The sequence below is a fragment of the Streptomyces sp. NPDC001933 genome (genome assembly GCF_042890955.1).
Taxonomy (GTDB): Bacteria; Actinomycetota; Actinomycetes; order Streptomycetales; family Streptomycetaceae; genus Streptomyces.
Genome location: NZ_JBIASS010000009.1, coordinates 182,703 through 199,177, shown reverse-complemented (window position 1 = coordinate 199,177; position 16,475 = coordinate 182,703). Strand labels below are relative to the sequence as shown.

14 protein-coding genes are annotated in these 16,475 nt (G+C 72.6%); 13 read left to right on the top strand and 1 reads right to left on the bottom strand.

Going from position 1 to position 16,475, the window contains the following annotated elements; genetic code table 11:
• Positions 1-4: 4 nt before the first annotated feature.
• Together ACFYY7_RS23185 and ACFYY7_RS23180 are read left to right on the top strand one after the other, a co-directional pair.
• Positions 5-1,009, top strand: coding sequence for an ornithine carbamoyltransferase (locus ACFYY7_RS23185; protein WP_388664045.1), 1,005 nt, complete (start codon positions 5-7; stop codon positions 1,007-1,009).
• Entirely contained in the window at positions 1,006-2,418 is a 1,413-nt protein-coding gene (locus ACFYY7_RS23180) for an MFS transporter (RefSeq protein ID WP_388664043.1), read from the top strand. Before ACFYY7_RS23185 ends, ACFYY7_RS23180 begins: the two co-directional genes overlap by 4 nt.
• Before the next feature lie 83 nt (positions 2,419-2,501).
• Here ACFYY7_RS23180 and ACFYY7_RS23175 read toward each other — a convergent pair whose 3' ends face one another.
• Complete coding sequence (locus tag ACFYY7_RS23175; RefSeq protein WP_388664041.1) at positions 2,502-3,503, bottom strand: hypothetical protein; 1,002 nt, start codon at positions 3,501-3,503, stop codon at positions 2,502-2,504.
• A gap of 268 nt (positions 3,504-3,771) precedes the next feature.
• Between ACFYY7_RS23175 and ACFYY7_RS23170 the strand changes: the two genes are divergently transcribed.
• The 11 genes from ACFYY7_RS23170 to ACFYY7_RS23120 all read left to right on the top strand — a co-directional run bounded on the left by ACFYY7_RS23170 (position 3,772) and on the right by ACFYY7_RS23120 (position 16,365).
• Positions 3,772-4,563: a Tat pathway signal sequence domain protein gene (locus tag ACFYY7_RS23170; RefSeq protein WP_388664039.1), complete on the top strand. Its 792-nt coding sequence runs from the start codon at positions 3,772-3,774 to the stop codon at positions 4,561-4,563.
• An 88-nt stretch (positions 4,564-4,651) separates the two neighbouring features.
• On the top strand, positions 4,652-5,839 hold the full coding sequence (locus ACFYY7_RS23165; RefSeq protein WP_388664037.1) for an inositol-3-phosphate synthase: 1,188 nt from the start codon (positions 4,652-4,654) through the stop codon (positions 5,837-5,839).
• Positions 5,836-6,867, top strand: a complete 1,032-nt coding sequence (locus ACFYY7_RS23160) for an SCO3242 family prenyltransferase (RefSeq protein ID WP_388664035.1) — start codon at positions 5,836-5,838, stop codon at positions 6,865-6,867. Before ACFYY7_RS23165 ends, ACFYY7_RS23160 begins: the two co-directional genes overlap by 4 nt.
• Positions 6,864-7,754 carry a sugar phosphate isomerase/epimerase family protein gene (locus ACFYY7_RS23155; RefSeq protein ID WP_388664033.1) on the top strand — a complete coding sequence of 297 codons (891 nt, stop codon included), beginning with the start codon at positions 6,864-6,866 and terminating at the stop codon, positions 7,752-7,754. The genes ACFYY7_RS23160 and ACFYY7_RS23155 overlap by 4 nt, the downstream gene beginning before the upstream one ends.
• On the top strand, positions 7,751-8,410 hold the full coding sequence (locus ACFYY7_RS23150) for an EboA domain-containing protein (protein WP_388664031.1): 660 nt from the start codon (positions 7,751-7,753) through the stop codon (positions 8,408-8,410). The genes ACFYY7_RS23155 and ACFYY7_RS23150 overlap by 4 nt, the downstream gene beginning before the upstream one ends.
• Positions 8,411-8,465: 55 nt before the next feature.
• Complete coding sequence (locus tag ACFYY7_RS23145; RefSeq protein ID WP_388664029.1) at positions 8,466-9,323, top strand: TatD family hydrolase; 858 nt, start codon at positions 8,466-8,468, stop codon at positions 9,321-9,323.
• Positions 9,324-9,335: 12 nt separating this feature from the next.
• The gene (eboE, locus tag ACFYY7_RS23140; protein WP_388664027.1) at positions 9,336-10,517 is read left to right on the top strand and encodes a metabolite traffic protein EboE; all 1,182 of its coding nucleotides are present in this window, start codon (positions 9,336-9,338) and stop codon (positions 10,515-10,517) included.
• On the top strand, positions 10,514-11,890 hold the full coding sequence (locus tag ACFYY7_RS23135) for an alkaline phosphatase family protein (protein ID WP_388664025.1): 1,377 nt from the start codon (positions 10,514-10,516) through the stop codon (positions 11,888-11,890). Before eboE ends, ACFYY7_RS23135 begins: the two co-directional genes overlap by 4 nt.
• Positions 11,891-11,925: 35 nt before the next feature.
• Positions 11,926-12,714: a 4'-phosphopantetheinyl transferase family protein gene (locus ACFYY7_RS23130; protein ID WP_388664023.1), complete on the top strand. Its 789-nt coding sequence runs from the start codon at positions 11,926-11,928 to the stop codon at positions 12,712-12,714.
• A 298-nt stretch (positions 12,715-13,012) separates the two neighbouring features.
• The gene (locus ACFYY7_RS23125) at positions 13,013-13,798 is read left to right on the top strand and encodes an ABC transporter ATP-binding protein (RefSeq protein WP_388664021.1); all 786 of its coding nucleotides are present in this window, start codon (positions 13,013-13,015) and stop codon (positions 13,796-13,798) included.
• Positions 13,798-16,365 carry an FtsX-like permease family protein gene (locus ACFYY7_RS23120; protein WP_388664019.1) on the top strand — a complete coding sequence of 856 codons (2,568 nt, stop codon included), beginning with the start codon at positions 13,798-13,800 and terminating at the stop codon, positions 16,363-16,365. The genes ACFYY7_RS23125 and ACFYY7_RS23120 overlap by 1 nt, the downstream gene beginning before the upstream one ends.
• The last annotated feature ends 110 nt before the right edge of the window (positions 16,366-16,475 follow it).

Below are 16,475 nucleotides of genomic sequence, written 5' to 3'. Positions count from 1 at the left end.
CCCCATGCGTCATCTGATCTCCATCGACGACCTCACCGACGCGGAGCTGCGGCGGATCGTGGACCGCGGTGCCGAGTTCTCCGCCGGTCTCGCCCGGCGGCCCGCACCGCTGGACGGCCAGGTGGTCGGCGTCTACTTCGCCAAGACCTCCACCCGCACCCGTACCGCCTTCTCCTCCGGCTCGCTGCGGCTGGGCGGCTCCCTCATCGCCTACGGACCCGGCGACCTCCAGCTCAACACCGGCGAGACCACCGAGGACACCGGCCGGGTGCTGTCCGGGATGCTCGACGTCCTCGTCGCCCGGACCGCCGGGCCCGAGGCCGAACTGCGCGGCTGGGCACAGCAGGGGACCATGTCCGTGGTCAACGCCATGACCGCCGAGGAACACCCCACCCAGGCGCTCACCGACCTCACCACGCTGGTACGCCACTTCGGCCGCATCGACGGCCTGCGCATCCTGTACGCGGGCGAGGGCAACAACACCGCGGCGGCGCTCGCGCTCGCCCTCACCCGCTTCCCCGGCGTCCACTTCGAGGTCCGCACCCCGCCCGGCTACGGCCTCGGCGAGTCGATCGCGCACCGGGCCCGCGCCCAGGCCGCCCGCACCGGCGCCACCCTGGTCGAGCGGCACGACATGGACGGGCTGACCGGCGGCTACGACGTGATCTACACGACCCGCTGGCAGACCACCGGCACCAGCAAGCCCGACCCCGACTGGCGGAACGTCTTCGCCCCGTTCCGGATCACCCCCGCCCTGTGGGAGACCAGCCCGGACGCCGTGTTCATGCACGACCTGCCCGCCCACCGGGGCGAGGAGGTCGTGGCCGAGGTGCTGGACGGACCGCACAGCATCGCCTTCGCCCAGGCCACCAACAAGATGCACAGCGCGATGGCGGTACTGGAGTTCGTCCGCACCGCCGCGAAGGCCGAGGAGCCCGCGAAGGCCGAGAAGCCCGCGGAGCTCGGGGCGACCCCCTCCGGGGACCGCACCCTGGTGGCCGCGCGATGAGACCCGCGACCGACACCGCGACCGATACCGCGACAGACTCCGCGCCCGACTCGGTGACCGACCCGGCGGCACTGCCGTGGCTGCTGGCCGCCGAGCAACGGGACGACGCCGTACCGGAGGAGAAGCACCGGACGACCGCGCAACCCGAACCGGTGGCCGAACCGGTGACGGATCCTGACGGGGAGGCCGCGGCGCCGCCCGTGCCGCTGCGGCGCAACCGTGACTACCGCCTGCTCTGGGGCGGCGCCGGCCTCTCGCTGCTCGCCGGGCGCGCCACCGCCGTCGCGTATCCGCTCGCCGTCCTGTGGGCGACCAGGTCACCCAGCGACGCCGGGCTCGTCGGGACCGCGCTGCTGCTCCCGCAGCTCGTGGTGCAGCTGCCCGGCGGCGCGCTCGTCGACCGCTGGGACCGGCGGCGCGTCATGCTGGGGGCCGGACTCGGCCAGGCGGTGGTGGCCGGTGTGATCGCCGCGCTCCTGCTGAGCGGGCACATCTGGCTGTGGGCGCTGCTGGCCGCCGCGTTCGTCGAGGGCACCCTCGGCGTGCTGTTCCAGCTGGCCGAGCGGGCCGCCGTGCCCGCCGTGGTGCCGCCCGAGCAGATCGGCGCCGCGATGACCGGCAACGAGGCCCGTACCCGTGGTGCCGCCATCGCGGGCCAGCCGCTGGGCAGCGGACTGGTCACGCTCGGCTCCGCCCTGCCGTTCGTTGCGGCGGCCGCCGGGCAACTCGCCGCCGTGGCCTGTCTGTTCGGGGTACGTGGGAAGCTTCAGCAGGACCGGAAGGACGCGCCCCGGACGGCGCTCGCCGCCGAGGTCCGCGCCGGTCTCGTCTGGATGTGGCGCCAGCACTTCCTGCGGGCCGTGATGGCCGCCGTCGCCGTCTCCAACATCCTCTTCCAGGGCCTGAACCTGGCGGTGATGTCCGGCATCCAGTCGGCGGGCGGCACCGAGTTCCAGGTGGGCGTCGTGCTCTCGCTCAGCGGGGCGGGCGGCCTGGTCGGGGCGCTCAGCGGCGGCCGGTGGACCGAACGCCTGTCGATGCGTGCCCTGGTGATCGGCGGGCTGGCGGTGTGGGCGGTGCTGATGGTGCCCGTCGCCGTGCTCCGCGACCCCTACGCGCTGGGCGCGATCTTCGCGCTGAGCGGCTACGTGGGCGGTGTGTTCAACGTGGCGGGCGGCGTCTATCTCGTCCGGATCGCACCGGACAGCATGCGGGGCCGGGCCAACTCCCTGGCCATGCTGGTCGGTGGCGGTGCGATGGCCGCCGGCCCGGTCGCGGCCGGCTTCGCCCTGGAGGGCCTCGGCCCGACCCGTACGGTCCTCGGGCTCAGCCTCGCGATGGCCCTGACGGCCCTCGCCGCGCTGATCTCCCCGGCCCTGCGCCGGGGCCCGTTCGCGGCGGCCGACTGACGGGACGCTCCCGGGCGCCCGGCATACGGAGGAGGGGGCCACCGCAGCCGCGGTGACCCCCTCCTCCGTGTGCGCCGGGAGCATCAGCCCCCGGGTGAGTCACGCCGGTCGCGCGACGCCGTCGCGAGCACCACGGCGATGGCCACCGCGACCGCCCCGACGAGCCAGGCGGCGGTGGTGAGCGTGAGCCGGTCGGGTTCGAGCAGCGGCTGACCCCGCTCCGCCTGCCACAGCAGCAGCGCGGTGAGCCCGGCATGGCCGGCACCGCCGACGACGATCAGGGCCGTACGCGTACCCTCGCCGCGCAGCAGCGGCAGCCGTCCCGCGAGCATCCCGAGGCCCAGTGCGGCGAGCGGCAGCAGCTGCAGCGCGTGCAGGCCCACGAAGTGCGCCACCCGCAGGTCCCCGCCACCGGTCGCCCAGTCGGTCAGCGGCAGACCGGCACCACCGTCCAGCACCCCGACGCTGTGCGCGCCGAGCGTGGACGGATGCTCCCCGGCGTCCATGGCCCGTTGCTGCGCGGCCGTGGGGGTGGTCATCAGATAGCCGATCGACATGCCCGCCAGGGAGACGAACAGTCCGATCGGGATGGCCCAGGCCAGCGGCCGGTCCACCTTGCGCTGCCACAGGAGGAAGACCCCGAGCAGCAGCGTCATGGTCCAGCCGATGTACGCCGCGCCGCCCATCGCCTTGACCAGTACGTCGTTGAACGTGGACGACACGTTGAAGTGGCTGCGTTCGCCCCGTACGGCCTGGAACGTGATGATCGATATCTCCGGGACGATGAACAGCACCACGGTGACGGTGCCGAGTCTGCGCAAGGTGCGCTGCCAGCGCTCCGTCCGGCCGATCATCCATGCCAGGGTGATCGTGTAAAGGCCGAAGGAGACCGCGAACTTCAGGGGTTTGAGCCACACCCCCTCACCCAGCACGGTGCGTCCGTCGAGGAACAGGCCGCCCGCGGCCACGACCGCGAGCAGTGCCATGGCCCCCGCGCACCAGGTGAGGGGGCCGTGTAATCGGGGGATGCCCCCGTTGTCGTTGGTGTCCTTCCGTTCGACCCGGGCGCTTGTGATCGTGACCACAGTGACTCCTTCACTGGTGGGGGCAGTGACCGGTACCGGCCGCCTGTATGGCCGAAAAACGATGTAGGGATTCGTACATCCGTTTCCGGAAGAACGTAATCCGTTGCCATATCGTCCCGGCATCGCAGCGGTTTCGGTGCCTCTCGCACCCCCTTTGACCAGGCAATACGCCCTGCAAGCGGCGTTATAGGACGCACATAGTCCGGGCCGCGAGAGTCGTCCCATCACCGAAGTCCTCCGCACCGCCACTGACGAAGGAGATCCACCGATGCCGCAGAACACCATGGACCGCCGGAGCGTCCTCAGGGCCGCCGCCGGTATCGCCGGGGCGGCGGCCGCGGTGACGGTGGCCGGCGCTCTGCCGGCAGCCGCCCACGGCCGGTCCCGCAGCGAGTTCCCCGAGATCCCGGGCATGGTCGGCGACCGTCGCGCCAACGAGTTCTGGTACGAGTACGACGAGCGCTTCTACTTCAACCCGACGCCCGAACTCGTCGAGGCAGTCGATGTCATCGTCAAGCCGTTCGGCGGCTTCACCAAGGTCGACTCGGCCTGGGCCGCCACCCGCTCCGGCGGACGCTACCCGCGCAGCTTCCTGGAGCTCATCCAGCCCAACCGCGACGCCTTCGTACTGCTCTCCGACGCCCAGCGCGACGTCTACCGCGAGTTCTACGGGAACGACCCGGCGGGACTGGTCCGCGCCTTCCAGGACTTCGGCCAGGGCGTCCTGTTCGACCCGCGCCGCTCGGAGGGCAACAAGGTCCACATGATGAACTTCACGCCGCCGGACTTCACCCACGCCTACCACCGCTGGCACCCCTTCCTGGCCGGCTTCCGGCTCCTGGACATCGACGTGAAGTGGTGGACGCACATCAACCGGCTCGCGGGCGTCTCCTGGGAGCTCCAGTCCATCGGCCAGCCGGCCATCGACGCGAACGACAACAAGCGCCTGGCCCCGCGGACCGTGGACGGTGTCACCCGCAAGTGGCTGCGCCGCAGCGCGAACCAGCTCGACACGGCCTTCGACACCTACCCGTACCCGGTCGACCTGGGCAAGTTCTAGAGCCTGCCCGACCTGCCCGACCCTGGTCCGCCGGACAGGCCACAGGACCGCAGCTCACCCCCGTAAGACTCAGGAGGCACAGCCCATCATGCGAGCCACGACCGGAACTTCACCCCGCATCGGCGTCTGGATGATCGGCGCACGAGGCTCGGTCGCCACGGCCGCGACCGTCGGCGCCACCGCGATCGCCGCGGGCAGCGCCTCCTGTGACGGATGCGTGACGGACCTTCCCCCGTTCCGTGACGCATCGCTCCCGGCCCTCGCCGACCTCGTGTTCGGCGGGCACGACATCGTGTCCGTCCCACTGACGGCGAGGGCCGGGCAACTCGCCCTGGCGGGCGTCCTGCCCGCCAACCTCCTCGACGGCGTGCGCGGCGCCCTGGAGGCCACCGACCGCGAGATCCGCGACGGCTCGCAGCGGCCCGGCGAGCCCCAGGCCGAGGCCGCCGCGCGCTTCGCGGCGGACATCGTCTCCTTCCGCGAACGGCACGCCCTGGAACAGGTCGTCGTCGTCAACGTCTCCTCTACCGAGCCGCTGCCCGACCCCGACCCGGCCTTCCTCGACCTCACGGAGCTCGACGAGGTCCTGGCCACCAGCACCGACCTGCTGCCGCCCAGCTCCCTGTACGCGTACGCCGCCTTCCGCGCCGGCTGCGCCTACATCAACTTCACCCCGTCCGCGGGCGCTTCGCTGCCCGCCCTGGAACAGCTCGCCCGCGCCTGCGGCGTCCCGCACGCCGGGCGCGACGGCAAGACCGGCGAGACCCTCGTCAAGAGCGCGCTCGCCCCGATGTTCACGCAGCGCGCCCTGCGCCTGCGCTCCTGGTCCGGCACCAACCTGCTCGGCGGCGGCGACGGCGCCACCCTCCAGGACCCCGAGGCCGCCCGCAGCAAGACCGAGTCCAAGCAGCGCAGCCTGGAGGAGACCGTCGGTCACCCCGTCCAGGGCCAGGTCCACATCGACAACGTCCCCGAGATGGGGGAGTGGAAGACCGCCTGGGACCACATCTCCTTCGAGGGTTTCCTCGGCGTCCGGATGTCCATGCAGTTCACCTGGCAGGGCTGCGACTCCGCCCTCGCCGCCCCGCTCGTCCTCGACCTCGTACGGCTGGCCGCCCACGGCCGCCGCCGCGGCGAATCCGGGGCGCTCACCGCGCTCGGCTTCTTCTTCAAGGACCCGGCCGGCTCCCGCGAGCACAACCTCACCCTCCAGTACGAGGCCCTGACCGCCTGGGCGAACGCCCCGGTCCCGGCCGCGATCGGCACCCCGCGATGAACACCACCCTGCGCACCTACGCGGAACTGGTCCGGGCCCCGGCCGCGATCACGGTCCCCGGCGACGTCGTCGCCGGGGCACTCGCGGCGGGCCGCCCCGGCATCCGCCGCACCACCGGCCTCGCCGCTTCCTCCGTCGCCCTGTACTGGGCGGGCATGGCCCTCAACGACTGGGCGGACCGTGCCGAGGACGCCACCGAGCGCCCCGAACGCCCCATCCCGTCCGGCCGCCTCACCCCGCGCGCCGCCCTCGCCACCGCCATCGGCCTCACCGGCGCGGGCCTCGGCCTCGCCGCCCTCGCCGGTGGCCGGCGCACCCTGCTGCGCCGCACCCTGCCGCTGGCCGCCGCCGTCTGGGCGTACGACCTCGGCCTCAAGTCGACCCCGCTCGGCCCGGCCGCCATGGCCGCCGCCCGCGCCCTGGACGTCCTGCACGGCACTGGTCCCGGACGCGCGGCCGCCGCCCTCCCGGCCGCCGCCGCGGTCGCCGCGCACACCTTCGCGGTGACCCGCCTCAGCCGCCACGAGGTCGACGGCGCGCCCACGAGCGAGCCGAAGCTGTCCCTCGCGACGACGACCGCGATCGCCGGAGCGGGCGCGGCCCACCTGCTGGCCACCGCCGGCCCGCGCGCCGCAACCGCCAGCGCCGCCCAACTGCCCACCCCCGCCCGGCTGTTCTCCGCCGCGGCGGACGGCTCCCACCTCGGCGCCCCCGCCGCGTCCTCCGTAGCCGCACTGCTCGCCGCTGCCGGGACACCGGACGCCCCCGCCGCCCGCAAGTCCGCCCGCGACCTGGTCACCGGAGCGGCCCTCGCCACCTACGCGGGCACCTGCGCCCGCGCCCAGACCGCCGTCGTCCGCGACCCCTCCGCCCCGCGCGTCCGCGCCGCCGTCGGCGCGGGCATCCACGCCCTGCTGCCCCTCCAGGCCACCCTGGTGGCCCGCGCCGGAGCCCCCCTGCTCGCCCTGCCGCTGGTCGCCGCCCTGCCCCTGGTGGGCCGGCTCGCCCGGAAGGTGTCCTCGACATGAGCCACCGCCCGGACGCCCCGCCCCCCGGACTGCGCTTCGCGTACGGCACCAACGGCTTCGCCGACCACCGGCTGCCCGACGCGCTGCGCGTCCTCGCCGACCTCGGCTACCAGGGCGTCTCCCTCACCCTGGACCACCAGCACCTCGACCCCTACGCCCACGACCTGCCCCGGCGGATCGCCGAGACCCGGCGCGCCCTGGCCGCCACCGGCCTCGCCGTCGTCGTCGAGACCGGCGCCCGCTACCTCCTCGACCCCTGGCGCAAGCACCGCCCCACCCTGCTCTCCGCCGAGCCCGAGGGCCGTGAGCTGCGCCTCGGGCTGCTGCGCCGCGCCATCGGCATCGGCGCCGAACTCGGCGCCGGGGCCGTCCACTTCTGGAGCGGCACCCCGGACCCCGGCACCACCCCGGAACAGGCCTGGCAGCGGCTGGTCGACGGCTGCGCCGAGACCGTGGCGCACGCCGACGCCACCGGGATCGACCTCGCCTTCGAACCCGAGCCCGGCATGCTCGTCGCCGACCTCGCCGGCTACCGCAGGCTCCACCGCGAGCTCGGTCTCCCCGACCGCTTCCGCCTCACCCTCGACATCGGCCACTGCCGGTGCCTCGAACCCCACAGCGTCCCCCGCTGCGTCGAACTGGCATCCGACCGCCTCGCCCATGTCCAGATCGAGGACATGCGGCGCGGCGTCCACGAACACCTGCCGTTCGGCGAGGGCGAGATCTGTTTCCCGCCGGTACTGCGCGCCCTCGGCGCGGCCGGGTACCAGGGACTGGTCTCCGTGGAACTGCCCCGGCACAGCCACGCGGCAACCGCGACCGCCCGCCACAGCATCGAATTCCTGCGTACCGCAGCAGTCCTGTCGAAGGAGGCCGAACCCGTATGACAGCACCGACCATCACGGCGGCACCGACCACCGTGCACCACACCCTCACCCTGCGTGCCCTCACCGAGGGGCTGGGCTCCGCCCTCGGCCACGAGCACCGCGCCCGCCTCGCCCAGGACCTCGCGGCCGTCGCCGAACAGGGCCCGGCCGCCCTCGACAGCCGCTTCCCCGCCGCCGGCCGCGTCTACGGCCGGGGCAGGCTGCCCGGCTGGGCGGGCTGGAGCGTCGAGGACGGCGTACGCACCAGGCTCCTCGCCCAACTGAAGGCCGAAGGACAGGAGCTGGCGCAGGAGATCACGGAGCGCTACCGCAACGGCGACGCGGCTGAGCGGCGCGGCGTCCTGTGCGCCCTGCCCTTCCTGCCGCTGGGACCGCACGCCGTCCACCTCACCGACGACGCCCTGCGCACCAACGACAACCGGCTCATCGCCGCCGCACTCGGCCCCTACGCACGGGTCCACCTCGACCAGTACCGCTGGCGCCAGGCCGTCCTCAAGTGCCTCTTCACCGGAATCCCGCTGGCCAAGGTGGCCGGACTGCACGAACGCCGGGACGCCGAACTGGCCCGGATGGCCATCGGCTTCGCGACCGAGCGCCGCGCGGCCGGCCGCACCGTACCCGCCGACCTGTGGCTGGTCGCCACCCACGACAGCTGAGCACCGCCCCCGGCCCGCGACGGAGCCGGGCCACACACCCCGACGGAGATCGGCCATGCGTATATTCGACCCGCACATCCACATGACGTCCCGGACCACCGACGACTACCGGGCCATGTACGACGCAGGTGTACGCGCCCTGGTGGAACCGGCCTTCTGGCTCGGCCAGCCACGTACCCACCCGGCCAGCTTCGCCGACTACTTCGACGCCCTGCTCGGCTGGGAGCCCTACCGCGCCGCCCAGTTCGGCATCCGGCACCACTGCACCATCGGACTCAACCCGAAGGAGGCCAACGACCCGCGCTGCACCCCCGTGCTCGACCTGCTGCCGCGCTACCTCGCCAAGGACTCCGTCGTAGCGGTCGGGGAGATCGGCTACGACACCATGACCGACGCGGAGGAGCACGCGTTCGCCGCGCAGCTCGACCTCGCCGTCGAGTTCGGGCTGCCCGCACTCGTCCACACCCCGCACCGCGACAAGGCCGGCGGCACCGCCCGCTCCCTGGCCGTCATCGAGGAGTCCGGGATCGAACCCGGCCACGTCGTCCTCGACCACCTCAACGAGGTCACCGTCACCGAGGTCATCAAAACCGGCTGCTGGATGGGGTTCTCCATCTATCCGGACACCAAGATGACCCCGCAGCGGATGGTCGGCATCCTCAAAAAGTACGGAACGGAGCACATGCTGGTGAACTCGGCGGCGGACTGGGGACACAGCGATCCCCTGCTCACGAGGATCACCGCGGAAGCCATGCTCGAAGCCGGTTTCGACGAGGATGATGTCGACCGTGTCATGTGGCGCAACCCGGTCACGTTCTACGGGCAGTCGGGCAGGCTTGACCTGGACGGTTACAACGATGTGCAGGCCGCGGGGCTGTACGCCGGAAATTCGATCGCCCGCGGCGGCAGTTGAGGTCGATACATCATGCGTCTGCACCACTCGGACTCCACCACCATCCACCTCGCCTACTGCACCAACGTGCATCCGGCGGAGACCCTCGACGGGATCACGGCCCAGCTCACCGACCACGCGGAACAGGTGCGCCAGCACCTCGGCACCGACCTCGTCGGCCTCGGCCTCTGGCTTCCCGCCGACGTGGCCCACCACCTCGCCGACCACCCTGCCGACACCGCCGCGCTGCGCCGGGCCCTGACCACCAGGGGCCTGGAGACCGTCACCCTCAACGGCTTCCCCTACCGGGGCTTCCACACCCCCGTCGTCAAACGCGGCGTGTACTTCCCCGACTGGTCCGAGCCGTCCCGCCTGACCTACACCCTCAACCTCGCCAAGGTGCTCGCCGGACTGCTCCCCGACGACGCCGCCCGCGGCTCCATATCCACCCTGCCGCTGGCCTGGCGCACCCCCTGGACCGGTGTGCAGCGCTCCACCGCCGCCCGGCACCTCGACGACCTCGCCGCCGGACTCAAGCAGATCGAGGCCGAGACCGGCCGCACCATCCGCGTCGGCCTGGAACCCGAACCCGGCTGCGTCGCCGAGACCACCGCCCAGGCATCCCGGGCCATCGCCGGCGCCGACCACGACTGGATCGGCCTGTGCCTGGACGCCTGCCACCTCGCCGTCCAGCACGAGGACCCGTCGAGCGCCGTCGCCGCCCTCGTCGCCGAAGGCGTGCCCATCGTCAAGCTCCAGGCGTCCTCCGCCCTCGTCGCCGACACACCCGCCGACGCCGAGTCCCGCGAGGCGCTGCGCCCCTTCGCCGAACCCCGCTTCCTGCACCAGGTCCGCGAACAGCGCCCCGACGGCACCCTGCACGGCTCCGACGACCTCGCCCCCGCCCTCGCGGGCGCCCTGCCCGGCGACGCGCCCTGGCGCATCCACTACCACGTACCCCTGCACGACCAGCCCGAGCCGCCGCTGCGCAACACCAGCGACTCCCTCCAGGAGACCCTGCGGGCGACGTTCGGCGGGGAGCACGCCCTCACCGACCACGTCGAGGTCGAGACGTACACCTGGGACGTCCTGCCCGCCGGGCTCCGGCCCTCCGGGGCGGCCGGCATCGCCGCCGGGATCGCCACCGAACTCGAATGGACGCACGGCGAGTTGATCCGGCTCGGCCTCACCGAGCACGGGGGAGGCACCCCATGACCGACCATCAGGTCGCGGTCCTGTGCACCGTCGGCCTCACCCCCCGCCTCCTCGGCGAGATGCCGCACGTCGCGGCCATCGGCCAGGAGGGCTTCACCGCCCGGCTCGACACCGTCTTCCCCGCGGTCACCGCCACCGTCCAGGCCACCCTCACCACCGGCCTGCTGCCCCGCGACCACGGGGCCGTCGCCAACGGCTGGTACCACCGCGACCACGGCGAGGTCATGATGTGGCGGCAGCACAACGCCCTGGTCCAGGGCGAGAAGGTGTGGCAGGCCGCCCGGAAGCAGGACCCCGGACACAGCACCGCCTACCTGTGCTGGTGGTGGGCCATGGGCGCGGACGTCGACACCGTACTGACGCCGCGACCCGTCTACCACTACGACGGCCGCAAGTCCCCCGACTGCTACACCAAACCCGCCGGGCTGCGCGATGAACTCACCGCCCGCCAGGGCGAGTTCCCCCTCTTCAACTACTGGGGACCGACCGCCTCCATCGCCTCCACCCGGTGGATCGCCGGCGCCGCCCGCCATGTCGCCGACACCCGCCGCCCCGACCTTTCGTTCATCTACGTGCCCCACCTCGACTACGACCTCCAGCGCTACGGCCCCGACAGCCCCCAGGCGGTGCGCGCCGCCCGCGAGGCCGACGCCGCGCTCGCCCCGCTCCTCGGCGACCTGCGCGACCGGGGGACCACCGTCGTCGCCCTCAGCGAGTACGGGATCAGCCCCGTCTCCAGGCCCGTCGACATCAACCGCGCCCTGCGCCGCGAGGGACTCCTCTCCGTCTACAGCCAGCGCGGCATGGAGTACCTGGACCCCTGCACCTCCCGCGCGTTCGCCGTGGCCGACCACCAGGCCGCCCATGTGTACGTCGCCGACCCCGCCGACATACCGCGCGTCCGCGACGTGCTGAAGCACACCGAGGGCGTCGACGAGATCTGGGACCGCACCGAACAGGCCACGTACGGCATCGACCACCCCAACGCGGGCGAGCTGGTCGCCGTCGCCGAACCGGACGCCTGGTTCACGTACTACTACTGGCTCGACGACACCCGCGCCCCCGACTTCGCACGCGGCGTCGAGATCCACCGCAAACCGGGCTACGACCCGGCCGAACTCTTCTTCGACCCCGCCGACAAGGCGGTGAAGGCGAAGGCAGCACTCACCCTGTTGCGCAAGAAGGCCGGGATGCGCGCACCGCTCACCGTGGTGCCGCTCGACCCGGCCCATGTCAAGGGCAGCCACGGACGGCTGCCCCAGGACCACCGGGACGGGCCGCTGCTGCTGTGCTCCGACCCGGGACAGGAACGGGACCGCTACCACGCCACCGAGGTGAAGGACTTGCTCCTGCGCCTCAACGGACTGGCCTGAGACCGGCCGTATCGAAAGGATCGAGAGGAGGCCAGATGACACCTCGGCGGAATACCGCGATCAGCGAGGTGCGCATACCCCGACCGGCGCTCGAAGCGGTTCGCCGGATGCAGGAGTCGGGCGAGATCCACGTGTGGTGGTGGCCGCTCGGCGCACGGACCGACCCGGCGGACTACGCCGTTCTCGACGAGGTGGAGCGGGGCCGGGCCCAGCGCTTCCACGCCGAGGCGGACGCCGCCGCGTTCACCGCCACCCGGGCCGGTGCCCGGCGGGCCGTGGCCGGGCTGCTCGGCGTCGAACCGGGAGAGGTCGGCTTCGGCCGGCGGATCTGCCCCGGCTGCGGCGACCGGGAGCACGGCCCGCCGGCCGTCACCGACCCGCCGGTCCCGCTCGCGGTCAGCCTGTCCCGCACGGCGGGGGCCGGAGCCCTCGCGGTACGGGCGGGCAACTGGGTGGGCGTCGACGTGGAGGCCCTGCGGCCGGTCGAACCGGCCGGCCTGGCCGAGGTGGTCCTCACCGCCCCGGAGAGCGCGTACGTCCTCGGCCTGCCCCCGGGCCCGGCCAGGGACGCCGCCTTCCACCGGGCCTGGACCCGCAAGGAGGCGGTGGTCAAGGCCGTCGGCCTCGGCCTGCTGGGCATGCCGCTCAACACGCTGGACGTCGCTCCGGCGCAGGACGGCCCCGTGCGGGTGGTGCACCGCTACCGAGGTGAGGAAACGCGGTGGCAGGTGACGGACGTCGACATCGGCGACCGCTGGGCGGCCTCCGTGGCCCGCCCGGAGACCAGCCCCGCGGGCCCGGTCCACACCCACGCCCCGGCGTGACGGCGGGCTTCGCGCCGCAAGATCCCCTTCTTGCGGCGCGAAGCCATGCCCGGACCCCGCCGCACACTCCCGGCCCCCGGAGTCCCGGTGGCCCGCACCGGACACAACACACTCGCCCGGCGTCGCCGGGCCGGCGCGGCGGCCCCGGCCCGGCGACGATTGCCTGGTCAACTGGCCGAAAAAGCCACTAAGTAGATCGAATATAGAACTACGGGCCACGCTCGACCCGATGCCATATACGCTCGAAAATCATCCCCTTGAGACCCGGAACCGCACTACGGAGAGGACAGGTCGCAACATGGTGACCGAGACGAGCCGCCCTTCCCTCGACAACGGCTACAACACGGTCAACCGGGGGCACGCCCTTCGTCTGGCCGACGTGACCAAGGTGTACGGCAAGAACGGCCGCGGCGTGCGTGCCCTGGACGGGGTCTCCGTGGGGATCGAGCGAGGCTCCTTCACCGCTGTGATGGGCCCGTCGGGTTCCGGCAAGTCGACGTTCCTGCACTGCGCGGCCGGCCTCGACAAGCCGACCACCGGCCAGTCCTACATCGGTGACACCCAGCTCAACGACATGAACGAGACCCAGCTGACGAAGCTGCGCCGCCAGCGCATCGGCTTCGTCTTCCAGGCGTTCAACCTCATCCCGTCCCTGTCGGTCCGCCAGAACGTCGAGCTGCCCCTGCGCCTCGCGGGCGAGAGCCTCGACAACAACTGGCTCGACGAGATCCTCGGCCGCGTCGGCCTGGGCGGCCGGGCCGCCCACCGGCCCGCCGAGCTCTCCGGCGGCCAGCAGCAGCGCGTCGCCATTGCCCGCGCCCTCATCACCCGGCCCGACGTCATCTTCGGCGACGAGCCGACCGGCGCCCTCGACACCGTGACCGCCAAGGAGATCCTCTCCCTGCTGCGCGACTGCGTGAACGAGACCGGCCAGACCGTCGTCATGGTCACCCACGACCCGGTCGCCGCCTCGTACGCCGACACCGTCCTCTTCCTGGCCGACGGCAGGATCGCCGGAAAGATGGACTCCCCGACCGCCGACCGCGTTGCCGAGCGCATGACACACCTGGGAGCGTGGGCCTGATGCTGCGCTACGCACTGCAGACGCTCAAGGCCAGGAAGGGCGGCTTCATCGGCGCCTTCCTCGCCCTGTTCTGCGCCGCCGCCCTGGTCACCGCCTGCGGCATCCTCCTGGAGACCGGGCTGCGCGGCACCATCGCCACCGAGCGCTACGCCGCCGCCCCGGTCATCGTCGGCGCCGACCAGAACGTCCACCAGACCACCATCAAGAAGAAGAAGGGCAAGGTCAAGGAGAAGCACAAGGCGAAGCCGCTGGCCGAGCGGGTCTGGCTGCCCGAGGGCACCACCGCGAAACTCGCCGCCTTACCCGGTGTCCGCAAGGCGGTCCCCGAGACGAACTTCCCGGCGTACGCGGTCGGCCCCCAGGGCCAGATCGTGCCGGGCATCGACGGCAAGCCGTCCTACGGCCACGCCTGGACCTCCGCCGCGCTGACCCCGTTCGAGCTGACCGACGGCAAGGCACCCGCGGGCGCCGACGAGGTCGTCCTCGACCGGGAACTCGCGGCCCGTACCGGCCTCAGGACCGGCAGCAGCCTCGTCATCCAGTCGACCGGCGCCCCGACGACGTACAAGGTCAGCGGCATCGCCGCGGCCCAGGGCGGCGACCTGCACCAGCAGACCTCGCTGTTCTTCTCCGACGAGACCGCCCGCGAGCTCTCCGGACGGGCCGGCCAGATCACGACCGTCGGCCTGCTGCCCAAGCCCGGCGTCTCGGCGAGCGAACTCGCCGACCAGGCCGAGAAGGCCCTCGACGGCGACGGCCGCAAGTACGCCATCGCCACCGGCGGCGAGCGCGGCCCCATCGAGTTCCTCGACGCGGGCAAGGCCCGGGTCAAGCTCGTCTCCATGGGCGGCGCCATGGGCGGTACGTCGCTGCTCGTCGCGATCCTCGTCGTCGTCGGCACCTTCGCGCTCTCCATCCAGCAGCGCTACCGCGAACTCGCCCTGCTGCGTGCCATCGCCGCGACCCCCAAGCAGGTCCGTCAGCTGATCGGCCGCGAGGCCCTGATCATCGGCGGCCTCGCGGGCGGCCTCGGCTCGGTCGTGGGCCTGCCCATCGCGTACTGGCTGCACAGCAAGTTCATCGACTTCAAGGCCATCCCCGACACCCTCGAACTCACCTTCAGCTTCGTGCCGTTCACCGCCGCCGTCGGCGCCGCCCTGCTTGGGGCGTGGGTCGCGGCCCGCATCTCCGCCCGCCGCACCGCCCGCATCCGCCCGGCCGAGGCCCTGTCCGAGGCGTCCATGGAACAGCGCCACTTCGCGTGGGGGCGGCTCGGCGTGGGGGTGCTCGTCCTGGCCCTCGGCATCGGTGTGGTCGTCCTGCTGGGCTTCCTGCGCACCGAGCCGGCCTCGCAGCCCGTCACGTTCCTGTCCGTCGTGGTCCTCGCCGTCGCGGTCTCGCTGCTCGGCCCGGTCATCGCCCGCATCGCCGTCGCGATCCTCGGGATCCCGCTGAAGTTCTCGCGCGTCGGCGGCCACCTCGCGACCGCCAACGCCCGCGCCAACGCCAAGCGGATGGCCGCGGCCGTCACCCCGCTGGTCCTGCTCATCGGTATGGCCTGCACCGTCCTGTTCGTGCAGACCACCATGGGCGACGCCGCCTCGGCCCAGGCCAAGGCGGGCAACAAGGCCGACTGGGTGGTCGCCTCGAACGGCCCCGGCGTCCCCGCCGAGGCGACGGACGCGCTGCGCGCCGTACCGGGCGTCACCCAGGTCACCGAGATCGTCCGGACCCAGGTCCGCATCGGCCTCGACAAGTACCCGGCGCAGGGCATCTCCGCGCAGGGCCTCACCACGAACTGGGACCCCGACGTCTCGCAGGGCAGCCTCAAGGGCTTCGGGGACAAGAGCGTCGCGATGAGCGACGTCTCCGCCGACCACCTCGGCAAGAAGCCCGGCGACACGCTCAAGGTGACGCTCGGCGACTCCACCGTGGTACAGCTGAAGGTCGCCGCCGTCTACGAACGGGGCCTCGGCTTCGGCGACCTGACCATGTCGCACGACCTGGTCGCCCAGCACGTCGACAACCCGCTCGCCTCCTCCGTCCTCGTCAAGACGGCCGGCGACGGCAAGGCGGGCCGTGAGCAGCTGACCAGCGCCCTCAAGCGCTTCCCGGGCATCGGCGTCCTCGACCGCACCCAGGTCGACGACGTCCAGGCCGACGTCCAGCAGTCCAACGCCGAGGTCAACTACCTCGCGATGGGCCTGATCATCGCGTTCACCGCGATCGCCGTGGTCAACACCCTGGCCATGTCGGTATCGGACCGCAGCCGCGAGTTCGCCCTGCTGCGGCTCGTCGGCACGACCCGCCGCCAGGTGATGTCGATGCTCAGGATCGAGTCCGCGCTGATCGTCCTGGTCGCCGCGGTGCTCGGCACGGCCATCTCGCTCGCGGTGCTCACCGCCTTCAGCGTCGGCATGACGGGCGCCGCCCAGCCGTCCATCGACCTGCCGATGTTCCTCGGGGTCCTCGGCTTCGCCGCGGTGCTCACCGCGCTGGCGACGCTGGTCCCCGGCCGCTTCGCGCTCGGCGGCCGCCCTGCGGACGTCATCAGCGCCCGCCAGTAGGCCGAAGCGGCACGCCAACACCCCAGGGGTGTACGGGAGTTCAGCTCCCGTACACCCCTGATTGCGAGCCGGGCGGGACTTCACGGACACGGCCGAGGGGCCGGCCCCCC